Raw genomic sequence first — 16,602 nt, forward strand, 5'->3', positions numbered from 1 at the left:
GCCGCGTAGACCGATCTCGATCATTTTGATGAAATTCCGTTACATCGATAATAACAAAACTAAAAATAAGGTCACGACTTGCTGCTCTTAACCGCTCGCAAATCAGTCATCTTTTAGCATTTTTTTGATGTTGTCCTCATTCTGGTACGAGGATTGTATTTTTATTAACCCTTGATTAATCGCATGTTTACACGCTTCTCTTATGTTACCAGTTGCAAGGCTCGCTGCTGGTGCATTATCGATAGCTTTTAGATAGACCCATTGGCTACTGCGCTCTTTGAGACTGATCTCACGGGCGAGATTGGTCGACATCAACAATACGTCGAGCAGCTCTTGATCGTTAATTGCGGTGTAAGCGCGTGGCAAGAATGGGTAGTCAGCGATGCCCATACGGACCGTTCGGTTGATGTTTCGCTCTGTTTCGAAGTCATTCACCCAAGACTGAATCTTTCTGAACATGTCCTCAGGCGACAAATCACGGTCCGCGTTTGGCTCGATATAAAGCAGGTTCGCATCCGAGAAGTGGTAGACACGAGCTGGGCCTTCAAGCTTAGATTTTAGGAATTCACCGAAAGCGTCTTCCAGTTCTAGACCGGCTTTGTAACCGTTCTGCGTGTACATATTGCGTAAGAACGGTAAATCAATCATCACGAAGCGTAAGCGGTCGTTGAGTGGCTCATGAATCAATTCGCCAAGTTGCCACTGTTCGAAGGTCTGGCTGGTTTGTTCTAGCGAATTGGACAGCTTGGCATTGAGCATTCTGAGGTTCGGGAGCTTAGATCGTGAGTGCGTAAACAGGTCTGTTCGTAGTGAGTCGACTTCTTTGGCTAAGGTTTGAATGAGGTAGCCACGGCGAAGCACAAAGAAGAACAAGATAATACTGAACAAGAATAGGGCGAACGATATTTTCTGGAACTTGCGATGCTCTAGTTTGTACTTTTCTAGCTCTTGCGCTTGGCCTGCGTAGTGCAGGGTTTGTTCGGCAAATTCTTTCTGTTGACGGAACGCGTCTTCGCCAACACGGTTGAGTTTTTGCTGCTCTAGAGAGACAAGGCTGTTGTATTGCTTGAGGTTTGCCAATGCTTGCTGTGGACGACCTGCCTGTTCATAACCCAAAGAAAGTAAGTAGTACGAGCGTTGTGAAAGGCGCATGTTCTCTATCTGGCGTGAGATCTCAAGTGCACGTGTCGCATGCTTTATCACGTCTTCGCTTTCTTGTAGGTGATACGCTAACCCTGCAGATAACAGTGCAGCACGGCCTTCCAGCTTTGGAATGTCGGTATATTCCAGCAGCTCAAGGGCACGGGTTAGGTACTGTTCTGCTAGAGGGTAGTTATAAAGGCGTAAGTAGGTCGCCGATAGACTTAGTCGGATATCAATGACTTGGTGGATATCTCGGTCAGTGCTTTCGTGATCAAGAACGTTGAAGAAGTGTACCAAGGCAAGGTTATATTTCCCTTGATAGAAGTACACATCCCCCATTTTCTTAAGCACTTGTGCTAAGACAGGCGAGTTTTCAAAGTTGTCATAGAAATCAGCGGCTTGAGATAGGTGTTCTAACGCTTTATCCAACACTTGGCGCTCAAAGAAAAGCTGCGCAAGTAGGCGGTTGACCTTGGCCAAACGTGAACTAAGATTGCCCTCTACTGATTTCCAGTAGCCATACAACAACTCGGATAACGCGTGGTTGTACTCTTTGTGAGTCAGATAAAACTCGCCGACGGAGATATGGTAGTCGATGGTGACTTTTTCAGAGTAACGTTGATCGAGATAGGTTTTGGCTTCTTGATAGAACTTTTCGGCTTCATCGATCTTGTTGTCGTAAGAGGCGATGTCGGCTTTCAACATGATCAAGCGATAGGTAATGCCTTCCGTTAAGCGTAAGGTTTTATTCACCGACTCTAGATTTGTTTCAATGTTAGTGAGCTCTGATTTTGCTTTGGCTGATTTTCTATCACTCAGCCAAAGTAAGCGAACTTTTAGGATCTGAAGATCTATTTTTAGGTAATCAAGCTTATAGGTTTGCGCTAGCTCGGAGGCTTTGTCGATGTGCTGAATCGCAATACGCATATTGCCAAGGTTGTATTCCGCTTTGGCTAAGATCTTATACGCATCGATACTGCTGTTTGGTGTTCGAATCGAGGAGTCTGTCTCTTCGCGAGAAATAGCTGAAGGGCTTTTCTCGCGTTGATCAGAAAGGACACGCAGCGTTAGGTAGCTGTTGGCCATTTGTTTTGCTTGGCTCGGCTCGATCTCAACCAAATTATTGGCTTCATTGAGTAGCGCCGACGAATAAACCGACGCATTGACCGATGTGCTTAAGCTTAAAATAAATAGACTAACAACGTATAACCAACGCATTTCAATGTCCCTTTAAAGATTTGGTAGGTTCAAATAAGTGTGGGTGGTTCTCGCCTGATTATTGGCGAGCCATACGCTTATTGTGGCTTGGTCTATCTTGCTCTGTTGAACGGTATGGGTTGATATCCAGACCACCACGACGTGTGTAACGTGCGAACACAGTTAGCTTCGAAGGTGCACAGTATTTCATGATGTCAGTGAAGATACGCTCAACACATTGTTCGTGGAATTCATTGTGCTCACGGAAAGAAACTAAATAGCGTAGCAGAGCTTCACGGTCAATTTGCTTACCAGAATATGCGATCTCAACGCTGCCCCAATCCGGTTGATTGGTGATCAAACAGTTCGACTTCAATAGGTGGCTGTGCAGTGTTTCTTCAACGTCTTGTTCGCCAGCAGCGCCTTCAAGCAGCGACGCTTCAAAGTCGTAGCTAGTGATTTGGATGTCTTGGTTGTCGATACAGTCACCTTCCATCGTCACTATAGGTTGGTTAGTGTAGTCGGTTACTGAGTTTACATTCACAATCACCGTTTCGCCTGCACATGCCGACAAATCTTGGGTCAGGCGCTCGGTTACTTGATCCCAGTTTTCAAATTGAGTCTGGTTGTAGCTGTTCAGGTACAGCTTGAAAGATTTTGATTCAATTAAATTTGGGCTGGTTGCTGGGATGAAAACTTCACCGACAGCCACTTGTGGTAGACCATTGGTGTTTAGCCACGAAAGCTCGTACATCGTCCAAATATCATGACCAACAAAAGGCAGCTCGCCGTTTAGCGCAAGATCATCGCGATTAAGGCTACGAGGCACTGGTTGCAATAAACTTGCATCGTATTGGTTAGAGTACTCAGTTTTTTGGCCAAGGGTTAAACCCGCTAGCTCTTTTGCGTCAGAATATTTGCTCATACTTTCGTTTCAAATTCGATTAGAATGGGGTCGATTTTACTGAATCCCCCTTACCCTGTCATTAAGTCATCGCTTAATCGGCGCGGAAAGGGCTCGGATTCTATTTATTATTTTGTGTTTAGGAGATTTTCATGACTCAACGTGCTCAAGACGCACTACTTTCTTTTAGTCAGCGATACGTTGACGCGTGGAAGCAGAAACACCAAAGCTTACCTCGTAATGAGGAGTTGGTGGACATCGTATCGCCATGCGTAGAAGAAAAGAGTGGCGATGCCGTGTTGTGGAAGCACTATCCACGTGAGCAATTCGCGGATTTCACCAACGTTGAAACCGGTATTGAGTTGACTCTGCATGAGGACATCAAAACTTTCTACGGCGCACAATTCAGCGCAGATATGAACGCAACTTTCGATGGTAACGAATTGACTCTGTTACAGATTTGGAGTGATGAAGACTTCGAATGCCTACAAGAAAACATTTTGGGTCACCTAGTAACTCAGCGTCGCTTGAAGCTAAAACCAACGGTTTTCATTGCTGCGACCGATGCTGAGCTGGATGTTATCTCTATCTGTAACCTAACGGGTAACGTGATTTTGGAGCGCTTAGGTACCAAAAATCGTGATGTGCTCGCCGAGACATTGGCAGAATTTTTAGAAAAGCTACAACCAGCGGTATAAATAGATGTACGTACTAGAACTTCAATTTGAGTGTTTTGATAACACAACGGTAAGCGCTGTCGACAAGGCGGTTAATGGCTTAATGGATGCACTTCGTTATAACGGACAAGTGTTAGGTCGTGAGTTCCCAATCGTGATGGGCGATGGTGAATTCTATGTTCGCGTTGTGTGCCCGGAGCAAGATAGCTTGCACCCGCGTAATCACTCAGACTTTGTGAAAGTGTGTTTTGATCGCTTGTCTAACGCGAGCCTACTAGCGCCTAAAATGCGTTTGCTAGGTCGAGATCTGAACTCAGAAGAAGTGGCAGAAGATGAAACACCAAGCTGGCAGGTGTTATACACGACATTCGTGCACACCTGTTCACCGCTGCGTAGTGGCGATAGCTTGCTACCAATCCCTTTGTATCGCAATCCACCTACCTTCAATGGCGACCATAAAGCCGTGTTGAAATGGCAGACCGAATGGCAAGCCTGTGATGAAGTACAAATGGGTGGTGGTTGTCGCGCGGAACATGCAACGCTAACCGAGATCAGTGACACGAAGAGTGTGCTGTTTAAACGCGGTTGGGGTCTAAGAGGGCGCATTGAGTATCTGACTAAGGTTCCAACCTACTACTACTTATACCGTGTCGGTGGGATCAGCCTGAAAGATGAAAAAGAGCGCAAATGCCCGCAATGTGGTGGTGAATGGCTGCTAGATGCGCCTATCCACGATATTTTCTATTTCAAGTGTGATGACTGCCGATTGGTGTCAAACATCTCTTGGGATCACCTGAAGTAATCGACTTTGTTTCGCTTAAATCTGAGATGCTTTACTTTCTAGCAAATCTTTATCATTAAAAAAGGGGCTGACGTTATGTCAGCCCCTTCGGGTATCTATACAGTGCTGTCGTTTAGTTGATTACCAACCTTTAACGACGCCACCTTGGAAGATGTCAGAAGCTGCGTTGTACACTTCTTCAGTTTGGTAAGCTTTAACGAAGTTTTGTACGTTTTCAGCGTTTAGGTTGTCTTCACGAGAAACGATTAGGTTTACGTAAGGAGAATCTTTGTCTTCAACGAATACGCCATCTTTTTGTGGAGTCAGGTTGATAGAGCTCGCGTAAGTTGTGTTGATGATAGATAGAGCAACATCATCAAGAGAACGTGGCAGTTGAGCTGCGTCTAGTTCAACAATCGTTAGGTTCTTAGGGTTACCCACGATGTCGCGAACTGTAGCTAGAAGACCTGCGCCTTCACGAAGTTCAAGAAGACCTTGTTGCTCAAGAAGAAGTAGAGAGCGACCTAGGTTTGTAGGGTCGTTTGGTACAGCAATACGAGCACCGTCTTGGATTTCGTCTACCGATTTCACTTCTTTAGAGTAACCCGCAATTGGGTAAACAAACGTGTTACCAGCGATAGTTAGCTTGTAGCCACGGTCAGCCACTTGCTGATCTAGGTACGGTGCGTGTTGGAATGCGTTGATGTCGATAGAACCATCATCTAGAGCTGCGTTTGGTGTTACGTAATCCGTGAAAGTAACCAGTTCAACGTCTAGGCCGTATTTCTCTTTCGCTACTTTAGCTGCCACTTCAGCAACTTGCGCTTCTGCACCTGCCATTACGCCAACTTTTACTTTAGAAGTATCCACTTCTTTATCACCACAACCTGCTAGAACTAGCGCTGAAGCTGCTGCTGCGATAGTTAGTAAACCTTTAAGGTTAAATTTCATAATAATCTCCTTTTAATAAATCTATTTAATTAGGTTCAGACGACTCTAATCTTTATGTGTGAGTCTTTATCTGTGGTCAACGCGGCGAACTAATGAATCACCGATTGATTGAATAATTTGTACCAGCACAATCAACATCACTACTGTCACAGCCATGATGGTCACATCGTAGCGGTGGAATCCGTAACGAATCGCGACATCACCTAGGCCACCACCGCCTACAGTACCGGCCATTGCTGAGTAGCTCACCAGAGTCACTAGCGTAATCGTTACTGAGTTGATGATAGTCGGTAGTGCTTCTGGAAGCAGAACCTTATTGATGATTTGTGTTGGTGTTGCGCCCATTGATTGGGCCGCTTCCACTAGACCTGTTGGTACTTCAAGTAGTGCACTTTCGATAAGTCGAGCCACGAATGGGATAGCGCCAATCGTCAGTGGAACAATCGCTGCTGTTGTACCGATGAAGGTACCAATCAGCATCTTAGTCAGTGGAATAATCGCAACCATCAAAACTAAGAAAGGTACTGAACGACCCACGTTCACAATCGCACCTAGAATCTTGTTTACTTTGGTGTTCTCTAACAGGCCACCTTTTTTAGTCGTATGCAGAATCACGCCTAGTGGAATACCGACCGCGAAGCCAACAATGCCTGCAACAGCAACCATGTAAAGCGTTTCGCCTGTTGCGCCTAATAGAAGGTTACCGTTAAGGCTGATCCAGTCAGCAATCTCGTTGAAACTAAAGGACATAACCAAGCACCTCTACTTTTACATTGTTGTCGCGTAGGAATTGGATAGCAGCATTATCATCTGCTTCATTACCGAACAGTTCAGCGACCATCATGCCGAACTTCACGCCACCGGCGTAATCAAGGTCAGAACTTAAGATGCTGACATCGATATTGAATTTACGTGCGATTTGCGTCATTAGCGGAGCATCAACCGTTGCACCAGTAAACTCAAGACGCACCAGCGGGTAGCTGCTGTTTACGCGAGTCTCTTGCAAACGTGCTTGGTAATCTTCAGGGATCGTCAGATCCAACGTTGAGCGAATAAACTGATGCGCTAGCTCTGTCTTCGGATGAGCAAAGATGTCACCGACTGTACCTTTCTCTACCAATTCACCGCCGCCAATGATCGCAACCTCGTGACAAATGCTTTTAACCACATCCATCTCGTGTGTAATAAGCAGGATAGTGATGTTCAGCTTGCGGTTGATTTCACGCAGCAGCTCAAGGATAGATTGAGTTGTTGCTGGATCCAATGCGCTGGTGGCTTCATCACATAGCAGTACTTTCGGGTCAGAGGCCAGTGCGCGAGCAATCGCCACACGCTGCTTTTGACCACCACTTAGGTTTGCCGGGTAGGTGTCACGCTTATCAGCAAGGCCAACCAGTTCAAGTAACTCGCTGACTTTCGCTTCAATAATCGCTTTATCTTTACCAGCAAGTTCTAGAGGCAGTGCTACATTGTTAAATACAGTACGAGAAGACAGCAGGTTGAAGTGCTGGAATATCATGCCGATGTTACGGCGCGCTTCGCTAAGTTCTGATTTGCTGAGTTTTGTTAGGTCGATACCGTCAACAATCACTTCACCAGAGGTCGGAGCTTCCAACATATTTACACAACGGATCAGGGTACTTTTGCCTGCACCAGAAGAGCCGATGACTCCAAAGATTTGACCTTGAGGAATGTGGAGGTTGATATCAATTAAGGCATTGATTTCTTTAGTGCCTTGATAAAAAACCTTGTTGACTTGATTCACTTTAATCATAGAGAAACCCGTGCAGGTAGAACAGAATAATATGTCGATAGCTCGCTCGATTTACAGACGATGCTATGGTGTTCTATGATCTAAGTCAATAGATATTTTTACGTCTAGACGGCTAAACGTCGATTGTATGGCTAAGCTAGAAACAAATCGTTAACGAACGCAAAACTAAATAGATAGTGATGAAGCAAATAAAGCGTGTAATAATTAATGATTAATAGAGAGTTGATAGAGAACAAAATTTTGTCTAAACCTGCTGTTTTTTTAGATCGTGATGGAGTGATTAACGTTGATCACGGCTACGTACATGATGAGCATGACTTTGAATACATCGATGGTGTGTTTGAAGCGGCGAAAGCGTTTAAAGATATGGGTTATTTATTGGTGCTAGTGACCAACCAATCTGGTATTGCTCGCGGCATGTTTAGTGAAGACCGTTTTCTTTCTTTAACGCAGTGGATGGATTGGAACTTTGTTGATAATGGTGTCGAGCTCGATGGCATTTATTACTGTCCTCACCACGCTGAGCACGGTATTGGTGACTACAAGCAAGATTGTGAATGTCGTAAGCCAAAGCCAGGCATGTTCATTTCTGCTCGTGACTTTCTGAAGATTGATATGGCTAACTCGGTCATGATCGGCGATAAAGCGGAAGACATGATGGCTGCAGAAGCAGCAGGTGTTGGTACTAAAGTCTTGGTAAGAACGGGTAAACCCATCACTGAAAAAGGTGAAGCGTTGGCTAGCGTGGTACTTGATAGCATTAAAGACGTACCCGCTTTCTTAAAAGGCTAAACGTTTTATTTATCACTAAGGTATGGACCTATCATTAGGCACTTACATTAGGTTTGTTCGAACCTGTGAATAGGCTAAGTGTCGTTGACTATATAAAGATGAGGAACGAAGTATGAAAGCTATGTTGGTAGCATCTCTATGTACGGTAGCATTAATGGGGTGCTCTAAATCAGCAGCGCCGGATAGTGCTGCATCGGACAATCAATTCGTGACTTATCAATGTGAGTCTGACGTTTCATTTGAAGTGGCTTACCTTGATAATGAGAAAGCGGTATTACGTTTACCTGAAAATGAATACCGTCTGACTCAAGTGGCAGCAGGTTCAGGCACCAAATACATCTTAGATGACGGTACTGCGGAGCTTATCAACAGCGTCACTTTACGTACTAAAGGTGATAACGCACGTCTAGAACTTGGCCGTGTGGTCTATCGAAACTGCCGAAAGTAAGTCATAGTTAACGACTAAGATTTACAAACAGTTAAGTGAGGGATTATGCCCTCACTGCTTATTTTCCTCCCTTTAACGTTAGACTTTTTATGAGCAAAAAACTCACTATTCTCGATATTGCTAAGCTGTCCGGTGTTGGTAAGTCAACCGTATCTCGTGTTCTGACCAATGATCCTAAAGTGAAACCTGAAACCCGTGAAAGGGTGGAAAGAGTAATTCAAGAATCTGGGTACACGCCTTCAAAGTCTGCGCAATCGATGCGCGGTGGCAGCCAAAAAGTCATCGGCGTGATTATCTCTCGTTTGGACTCTCCCTCTGAAAACAAAGCCGTTAGCACGATGCTGGCCGAGTTGTATCGAGCGGATTACGATGTCGTGATCATGGAAAGCCAACTTGATAGAGATAAAGCCAATGAGCACCTGCAAGTTCTAAAGCGTCGTAACGTTGATGGCATTATTGTATTTGGTTTTACTGACTGCGATATTCCGGCAATCGAAGCTTGGGAACACAAAGCGGTGGTGATTGCTCTGGATACCGAGAACGTGACGTCGATTAACTATGATAACCAACAGGTGATCAATAGTGCGTTGGTGCATTTATCGGATCAAGGGATCTCTGACGTTGGCTTTATCGGGGTTGATCCTAGTGATAAATCAACCGGTGAACTGCGTCTTAAGGCTTATCTCGATTGGTGTGAAAACACAGGTTCAGTGGCAAACTATCGTACTGGTCAACTTCATCACGAAAGTGCTTATCAGCTGGTGGATGAGGTGTTAACTCCCGCGACTCAAGCGATCGTTTGTGCCAGTGATACGCTGGCTCTTGGTGTAATCAAGCGTCTGCAAGAACTACAACGTGAAGATGTGGTCGTCACTGGCGTTGGTGGTAATGATCTTCTCTCTTTCTTATTCCCACGAGTATTTAGCATTGATCCTGGTTACCAATCTGCAGGTAAGTTGGCTGCTAATCTATTGATCTCTCAGCTTTTAGGCAATTCAGAGATCTCTCATCATACGCAATCTCCTATTCTATAATCCACTCAATTAAGCGAAATTGAACGGCTTAGATTAAAATTAGAGTGTGATCTCTTTCAATTAATGGGATTGTTCCCATTTTAATTTATCATTCATACGGGCATTATAATAACCGTAATTGGGAATGTTCCCATAAATCTAAGTCTGAGTGATTATAGCTTGCATGGTTTAGATGAGTAATTGAATGAAACCAGGGTGGGGTAGTATGAGTAAGATAGCGAAGCAAGACGTTGCGCGTCTTATCGAGTTAGTCGGTGGTAAAGAAAACATTGCGAGTGTCAGCCATTGTCTAACTCGACTGCGTTTTGTATTGAACGATACAGAGCAGGCCAACAAAGCTGAACTCGAAAAACTGAAGCTAGTAAAAGGCTGTTTTACTAATGCAGGCCAATTCCAAGTTGTGATTGGCACTGAAGTTGATGAAGTGTACGCACTTCTGATTGAACAGACAGGTAAAGAGGCATCATCAAAAGATGAGGCGAAGCTGGCTGCTCGTCAAAACATGAACTTCCTTGAGCGTGGTATCTCCCATTTAGCCGAAATTTTCGTACCACTGCTGCCTGCCATCATTACAGGTGGTTTGATTCTTGGTTTCCGTAATGTGATTGGCGACATTCGCATGTTCGACGGCAAAACCCTAGTTGAAATCAGTCAATTCTGGGCAACCGTTCACTCTTTCTTATGGTTGATCGGCGAAGCTATTTTCTTCTTCCTACCGGTTGGCGTGTGTTGGGCTACGGTTAAGAAGCTTGGCGGAACCCCTATTTTGGGTATCACGCTCGGTGTGACCTTAGTTTCACCACAACTCATGAACGCATACATGATAGGTAAATCGGTACCTGAGGTATGGGATTTTGGGCTGTTCGTGATTGAGAAGGTCGGTTATCAGGCTCAGGTGATCCCAGCGATGTTAGCGGGTGTGGCTTTGGCGTTCATTGAAACCAATCTTAAGCGTATCGTCCCTGCTTACTTGTACCTAGTGGTTGTGCCATTTGTATCGATTATTTTGTCTGTGATTCTAGCGCACGCTTTCATTGGCCCATTCGGTCGTATGTTAGGCGATGGTGTGGCATTCGCGGCTAAAGCTGCAATGACAGGTGATTTTGCGATTCTTGGTTCAGTGGTTTTTGGTTTCCTATACGCACCTTTGGTTATCACGGGTATTCACCACACCACCAACGCGGTGGATCTGCAACTGATGCAAGACTTAGGCGGGACACCAATTTGGCCTTTGATTGCACTATCAAACATTGCACAAGCATCGGCAGTAGTCGGCATCATTATCTTGAGTAAGCGTGAAGGTGAACGAGATATCTCGGTTCCTGCGGCAATCTCAGCCTACTTAGGTGTAACAGAGCCTGCGATGTACGGTATTAACCTTAAATACAAATTCCCAATGCTGAGCGCAATGATTGGTAGTGCTGTTGCAGCCGCAATCTGTGGTAGCGCGGGTGTGATGGCGAATGGTATCGGTGTCGGCGGCTTGCCGGGCATCCTATCGATTCAACCTCAATATTGGTCGATTTACCTAGTCGCGATGCTGGTGGCGATAGTACTGCCTATCACGCTAACCCTGTTTTTCTACAAGCGAGCCCAATCCAAGGGTGAGTTAGAAACCGCGAACGCGTAATGCATTGAATAAGCGATGACTCCAAAATGAGTTATCGCTTTTTCTTTTAGTTATAACGGCTATTCGACCATGATTCACATGGTGATTTTTATTTTATATTTTCTGGTAAGTGAGTGTTAGAGATGGCGATGACTGAACATGATGAAAGCTGGTGGAAAACCGCAACCATCTATCAAATCTACCCAAAGAGCTTTTGTGACAGTGGCAGTAAAGGTACTGGCGACATCAAAGGGATCATTTCAAAACTGGATTATCTTAAACACTTGAGTGTCGATGCCATTTGGTTAACCCCAGTTTACGCATCCCCAATGATCGATAACGGCTACGATATTTCAGATTACTACGCGATTAACCCGCAATTCGGCACCATGGAAGATTTCGACCTATTGCTGGCTGAAGCGCACCAACGTGGTATTCGTATCGTGATGGATATCGTGGTAAACCACACCTCAACAGAACATGCGTGGTTTCAGTCAGCATTGGGTGATAAAAACAGCCCATACCGCGACTACTACATATGGAAAGATCCTGTAAACGGCCAAGCACCAACCAACTGGCAGTCTAAGTTCGGTGGTAATGCATGGGAAATGGATGAAGCGACGGGTCAGTATTTCCTACACCTATTCGCGCAAGAGCAAGCCGACCTTAACTGGGAGAACCCGGTTGTACGCGAAGAAGTGAAAGACGTCATTAGCTTCTGGGCTGAGAAGGGCGTTGATGGTTTCCGCTTGGACGTGATCAACCTGATTTCGAAACAGCAAGACTTCCCCAATGATGATATCGGTGATGGTCGTCGTTTTTACACTGATGGCCCACGAGTGCACGAATACCTGAAAGAGATCAGCGAAGCGGTATTCCAGAAATACGGCAGCGTGACAGTAGGCGAGATGTCTTCAACGACACTCGAGCATTGCCAACAGTACTCAAACATTGATAACAGCGAGTTATCGATGGTGTTTAACTTCCACCACCTTAAGGTGGATTACACCAATGGTGAGAAGTGGACTAATGCGCCGTTTGATTTCTTGCAGCTCAAGTCGATCTTCAATCATTGGCAAACGGGTTTGAACGGCAAGGGCTGGGGCGCATTGTTTTGGTGTAACCACGACCAACCGCGAGTCGTGAGCCGCTTAGGTGATGATCAGCAATATCGTGTTGAGTCGGCCAAGATGTTGGCTGCTTCTGTGCACATGATGCAAGGCACGCCTTATATCTATCAAGGTGAAGAGATTGGTATGACCAACCCTGGCTATACTGACATCAGCCAGTATCGTGATGTTGAGAGTACCAATATGTACGACATCATGGTGAACCGTGATGGTGTGGCTCATGAAGATATGATGGCGATTTTGGCGCAGAAGTCTCGTGATAACTCTCGTACACCAATGCAATGGAACAGTGAGCCTTACGCAGGGTTCTCACAAGCTCAGCCATGGCTTGATGTAGCGAATAATTACCCTGGGATTAACGCTGAGCAAGCACTGGAAGACAAAGACTCTGTTTTCTATTTCTATAAGAGTTTGATTGAGTTACGTAAACAAGTGCCAGTGATTACAGATGGCAGCTATCAAGATCTATTACCTGATCACTCATCCATTTTTGCATATGCACGTGAGAACGAAGGGCAAACCTTGCTGTGTATTAACAACTATTATGGTGAAGAGGCGGAGTGCGTTTTACCGGAACGTTTTGATATGACTAAGGCGAAGAGTCTGTTGTCTAACTATCAACAAGCGAACACTTCAGTTGCATTACATCATCAAGTCTTACGTCCTTACGAGACTCGTATTCTCTTGATTGAAGGTTAACCTTGTTTCATTTTAAGAAGCTTGATTCTTATTCCCCTTAAAGGATTGGGCTTCTACAAAGGCTTTGGAGTGCTCCCCAAAGCCTTTTTTGTTTTAGTGATGGCTGGAATATCGTGCCTCGAGTCTACTTGCGAGAAGTTTGAGCATCGAGTGCCAGCAACGACAGAGCAGGTAATGAACTCTAAGACGCGTAATTCACCGAGTAGCGAGTTGGTTTGTGGTTCATTGCCAATACGATGTTCAATACTGCGGTGCCTAATACAGAAACGGCAATCACCCAAGGTGACACGAAGAAGAACGATGCAAACAGAATACATGCATCAATACCCATTTGTGTTTTACCTACCGAGATACCGTAGCGGTCTTGGATAAACAAGCACAGTACGTTGAAGCCACCCAGACTTGAGCGGTGACGGAATAGGATTAGCATACCTAAGCCCATTAATAAGCCGCCGGCAACAGCACAATAGATCTCGTTATGAACTTCTAGCGAGATAACTAAGTATAAATGATCGGCAAACACAGATACTAAAGCCCCTGAGATGGCACTGCTTATTGCGAAGTGACGGCCAAATCGTTTCCATGCTAATAAGTAGAATGGGCAATTAGCAATAAAGTACAAAATACCAAAGGTTACCGGCATAAATTGACTCAAAAGCAGAGCCAAGCCAGTAGTGCCACCAGTAAGCAGGTTCGCTGACTGTAAAAAGAAGACGCCTAACGCCACTAAAAACGTGCCAGTGAGGATTGCTACCCAATCTTCTTTACGTGAGTGTTTTTCCATCGTTTTTATAATTACCTAACCAATAAAGGCGTGCATAGTAGAGAAAAACCTTAGCTTTCGGTAGCTAGAGGGGCAAAATTAAGGTAAACCTATGTAATCTGCGTTTTACAGGGTGTAAATCGTAAAATTGACAGTAAGCGTCATCTTTGGTTGGATAAGCTTAATAACCATGATGAATCTTATTTGTGATTATGAAAAAACTGCATGATAAAATTGCAATTAGCTCTTTATGACCTAGATCAAATTATGTAGAATGCGTCACATCAAAACGGTGACGGAAACGTTTGCTTTCGGTCGTTGTGTGGTTTTTTTGAAACTTTCAGTACAATCTGAGTCAGGAGATACAGATGCTTAAGCGTGACATGAACATTGCTGATTACGATGCGGATCTATTCGCAGCTATCCAAGAAGAAACTCTTCGTCAGGAAGAGCATATCGAACTTATCGCTTCAGAAAACTACACAAGCCCACGTGTAATGGAAGCTCAAGGTTCTCAGCTAACAAACAAATACGCTGAAGGCTACCCAGGCAAGCGTTACTACGGTGGTTGTGAGTACGTAGACAAAGTTGAAACTCTAGCAATTGAACGTGCATGTGAACTATTTGGTGCAGAGTACGCAAACGTACAGCCTCACTCAGGTTCTCAAGCAAATAACGCTGTATACATGGCACTACTAAATGCAGGCGATACGGTTCTAGGTATGAGCCTAGCACACGGTGGTCACCTAACTCACGGTTCTCCAGTAAACTTCTCTGGTAAGCTTTACAACATCATCCCTTACGGTATCGATGAAGCGGGTCAAATCGATTACGAAGAGATGGAAAAGCTGGCTATCGAGAACAAGCCTAAGATGATCATCGGTGGTTTCTCTGCTTACTCTCAAATCTGTGATTGGAAGCGCATGCGTGAAATCGCTGACAAAGTAGGTGCTTACCTGTTCGTAGATATGGCTCACGTAGCAGGTCTAATCGCTGCAGGCGTTTACCCGAACCCAGTGCCACACGCTCACGTAGTAACTACAACGACGCACAAAACGCTTGCGGGTCCTCGTGGTGGTCTAATCCTTTCTAACGAAGGCGAAGATCTTTACAAGAAGCTGAACTCAGCAGTATTCCCAGGCGGCCAAGGTGGTCCTCTAATGCACGTTATCGCTGGTAAAGCAGTAGCGTTCAAAGAAGCTCTAGAGCCAGAGTTCAAAGAATACCAAGCACGCGTTGTTGCTAACGCAAAAGCAATGGTTGCTGAATTCCTAGCTCGTGGTTACAACATCGTTTCAGGTTCTACAGAGAACCACCTGTTCCTAGTTGACCTAATCAACAAAGACATCACAGGTAAAGAAGCAGATGCAGCACTAGGTGCAGCAAACATCACTGTAAACAAGAACTCAGTACCAAACGACCCACGTAGCCCATTCGTTACTTCAGGTATCCGTATCGGTTCTCCTTCTATCACTCGTCGCGGTTTCTCAGAAGCAGACGCGAAAGAGCTAGCAGGTTGGATCTGTGACATCCTAGATAACATGGGTGATGAGTCTGTTATCGAAGCGACTAAAGCAAAAGTACTAGAGATCTGTAAGCGTCTACCGGTTTACGCTTAATTTTTCTGGCTCAAATAGCTTAATTTCTGTGTCAAAGGTGCTCATTTACATTCGTAAACTCCGCGCCTTTTCCTTGAACTAAAGCTATTTGATTGAAAAATACGATTTGAAAGGCTCCTGTTGGGAGCTTTTTTTGTTTTTTTGGGTATTACGTTGTCGAGCATGCTCACTTACATTCGTAAGCTCCGCGTGCTCTCCTAGAATTTCAAACAACTACTTTGAAAAATATTGATACTAGAGGCTCCTTAATAGGGGCCTTTTTTGTACTTGGAAGTTTTAAAATTGTTGTCGAGCATGCTCACTTACACCCGTAATCTCTGCGTGCTCTCTTAGAATTTCAAACAACTACTTTGAAAAGCAATGATACTAGAGGCTTCTTTAAAGGAGCTATTTTTTGTATCTGGTGGCTGGTGGATTTGGGATTAAGAGTAAAGAAAAGCGGGTATTAAAAAGGGTTAATGCTTTCACATTAACCCTTTGGTATTTGGTAGTGTCGATTCTACTTTTTGATGCTAAGTAGGGTGCCTGACTTACACTTGAAAGAGTAATAGTGGCGGCTTTCACTGAACTTACCTAGGCCTTCGCCATCACAGTAGTCGATGTTGATGTCACGCATCACTTCTAATGTGTCTTCGCTGTTCAAAGCGAATTTAGAGCCATCAGAACAGACGATACGAACTCGTTCATCATGGCTTACAGAGTAAATATCGACTTCAGTATTACACAGCTCAAAAGAGGCTTCGCGAAAGTTGTCTTGCTGAGTATTTGAAGCGCAACCTGCGGTGAGTGCGGCTGCGATAACGGCTAAAAGTCCGAGTCTTTTCATTGTTAATCCTTCACTATCATCAAGTTGGGTGATGAGTTTTATATGCTAGTTTGGGTAGCCTATACAACAATACGCTTTGGTTCAAGGCGCGTTCGTTGACTCTAAGATATAAAAGTATAGGTGCAGACAGATAATTTATAACGGGTTTGCTGCATGTTTGCTTGTTACGTATCACCAAAAAAAAGACCAACACAGAGGTTTAATGCCGATCAGTTAAAGCCAAAGCGATCGGTTGAAGGATCCTTCAGAGCTGTC

Annotated in this window: 15 protein-coding genes; 8 read left to right on the forward strand and 7 right to left on the reverse strand. The window is 44.7% G+C overall.

Annotated features, from left to right (window positions below):
* Positions 1-102: 102 nt before the first annotated feature.
* Together AB6E78_RS03195 and queF are read right to left on the reverse strand one after the other, a co-directional pair.
* Entirely contained in the window at positions 103-2,361 is a 2,259-nt protein-coding gene (locus AB6E78_RS03195; RefSeq protein ID WP_102393215.1) for a tetratricopeptide repeat protein, read from the reverse strand.
* A 58-nt stretch (positions 2,362-2,419) separates the two neighbouring features.
* Entirely contained in the window at positions 2,420-3,265 is an 846-nt protein-coding gene (gene queF, locus AB6E78_RS03200) for an NADPH-dependent 7-cyano-7-deazaguanine reductase QueF (protein ID WP_017060768.1), read from the reverse strand.
* A gap of 131 nt (positions 3,266-3,396) precedes the next feature.
* Between queF and syd the strand changes: the two genes are divergently transcribed.
* Positions 3,397-3,942: a SecY-interacting protein gene (syd, locus tag AB6E78_RS03205; RefSeq protein WP_017063346.1), complete on the forward strand. Its 546-nt coding sequence runs from the start codon at positions 3,397-3,399 to the stop codon at positions 3,940-3,942.
* Between the two features lie 4 nt (positions 3,943-3,946).
* A complete protein-coding gene (locus tag AB6E78_RS03210) occupies positions 3,947-4,723 on the forward strand; it encodes a Zn-ribbon-containing protein (protein WP_017060766.1) in 777 nt (258 codons plus the stop codon).
* A gap of 120 nt (positions 4,724-4,843) precedes the next feature.
* Here the strand turns inward: AB6E78_RS03210 and AB6E78_RS03215 are convergent, their stop codons facing one another.
* From AB6E78_RS03215 to metN, 3 genes are all read right to left on the reverse strand, one after another.
* On the reverse strand, positions 4,844-5,653 hold the full coding sequence (locus tag AB6E78_RS03215) for a MetQ/NlpA family lipoprotein (RefSeq protein WP_017060765.1): 810 nt from the start codon (positions 5,651-5,653) through the stop codon (positions 4,844-4,846).
* Between the two features lie 66 nt (positions 5,654-5,719).
* Positions 5,720-6,403: a methionine ABC transporter permease gene (locus AB6E78_RS03220; protein WP_017060764.1), complete on the reverse strand. Its 684-nt coding sequence runs from the start codon at positions 6,401-6,403 to the stop codon at positions 5,720-5,722.
* Complete coding sequence (gene metN / locus AB6E78_RS03225) at positions 6,393-7,427, reverse strand: methionine ABC transporter ATP-binding protein MetN (RefSeq protein ID WP_017060763.1); 1,035 nt, start codon at positions 7,425-7,427, stop codon at positions 6,393-6,395. The genes AB6E78_RS03220 and metN overlap by 11 nt, the downstream gene beginning before the upstream one ends.
* 207 nt (positions 7,428-7,634) lie before the next feature.
* On the opposite strand from metN, the gene gmhB reads away from it, so the two are divergent.
* The 5 genes from gmhB to treC all read left to right on the forward strand — a co-directional run bounded on the left by gmhB (position 7,635) and on the right by treC (position 13,139).
* Positions 7,635-8,219, forward strand: a complete 585-nt coding sequence (gene gmhB, locus AB6E78_RS03230; RefSeq protein WP_017060762.1) for a D-glycero-beta-D-manno-heptose 1,7-bisphosphate 7-phosphatase — start codon at positions 7,635-7,637, stop codon at positions 8,217-8,219.
* A gap of 112 nt (positions 8,220-8,331) precedes the next feature.
* Positions 8,332-8,667, forward strand: coding sequence for an MliC family protein (locus AB6E78_RS03235; RefSeq protein WP_171731052.1), 336 nt, complete (start codon positions 8,332-8,334; stop codon positions 8,665-8,667).
* 89 nt (positions 8,668-8,756) lie between these two features.
* Positions 8,757-9,701 (forward strand): trehalose operon repressor TreR, encoded by a 945-nt coding sequence (treR, locus tag AB6E78_RS03240; RefSeq protein WP_017060760.1) that lies wholly within the window; start codon positions 8,757-8,759, stop codon positions 9,699-9,701.
* Between the two features lie 205 nt (positions 9,702-9,906).
* On the forward strand, positions 9,907-11,331 hold the full coding sequence (gene treB, locus AB6E78_RS03245) for a PTS trehalose transporter subunit IIBC (RefSeq protein WP_017063347.1): 1,425 nt from the start codon (positions 9,907-9,909) through the stop codon (positions 11,329-11,331).
* A 122-nt stretch (positions 11,332-11,453) separates the two neighbouring features.
* A complete protein-coding gene (gene treC, locus AB6E78_RS03250; protein ID WP_372132570.1) occupies positions 11,454-13,139 on the forward strand; it encodes an alpha,alpha-phosphotrehalase in 1,686 nt (561 codons plus the stop codon).
* A gap of 181 nt (positions 13,140-13,320) precedes the next feature.
* Here the strand turns inward: treC and AB6E78_RS03255 are convergent, their stop codons facing one another.
* A complete protein-coding gene (locus AB6E78_RS03255; RefSeq protein WP_017069490.1) occupies positions 13,321-13,923 on the reverse strand; it encodes a YitT family protein in 603 nt (200 codons plus the stop codon).
* A gap of 347 nt (positions 13,924-14,270) precedes the next feature.
* Here AB6E78_RS03255 and glyA point away from each other — a divergent pair, with 347 nt between their 5' ends.
* Entirely contained in the window at positions 14,271-15,521 is a 1,251-nt protein-coding gene (glyA, locus tag AB6E78_RS03260; protein WP_017066387.1) for a serine hydroxymethyltransferase, read from the forward strand.
* Between the two features lie 499 nt (positions 15,522-16,020).
* On the opposite strand, the gene AB6E78_RS03265 is transcribed toward glyA, so the two are convergent.
* Positions 16,021-16,347: a hypothetical protein gene (locus tag AB6E78_RS03265; protein ID WP_017072003.1), complete on the reverse strand. Its 327-nt coding sequence runs from the start codon at positions 16,345-16,347 to the stop codon at positions 16,021-16,023.
* Positions 16,348-16,602 lie beyond the last annotated feature (255 nt).

The organism is Vibrio sp. 10N.247.310.98, from assembly GCF_041467395.1.
GTDB lineage: Bacteria > Pseudomonadota > Gammaproteobacteria > Enterobacterales > Vibrionaceae > Vibrio > Vibrio crassostreae_C.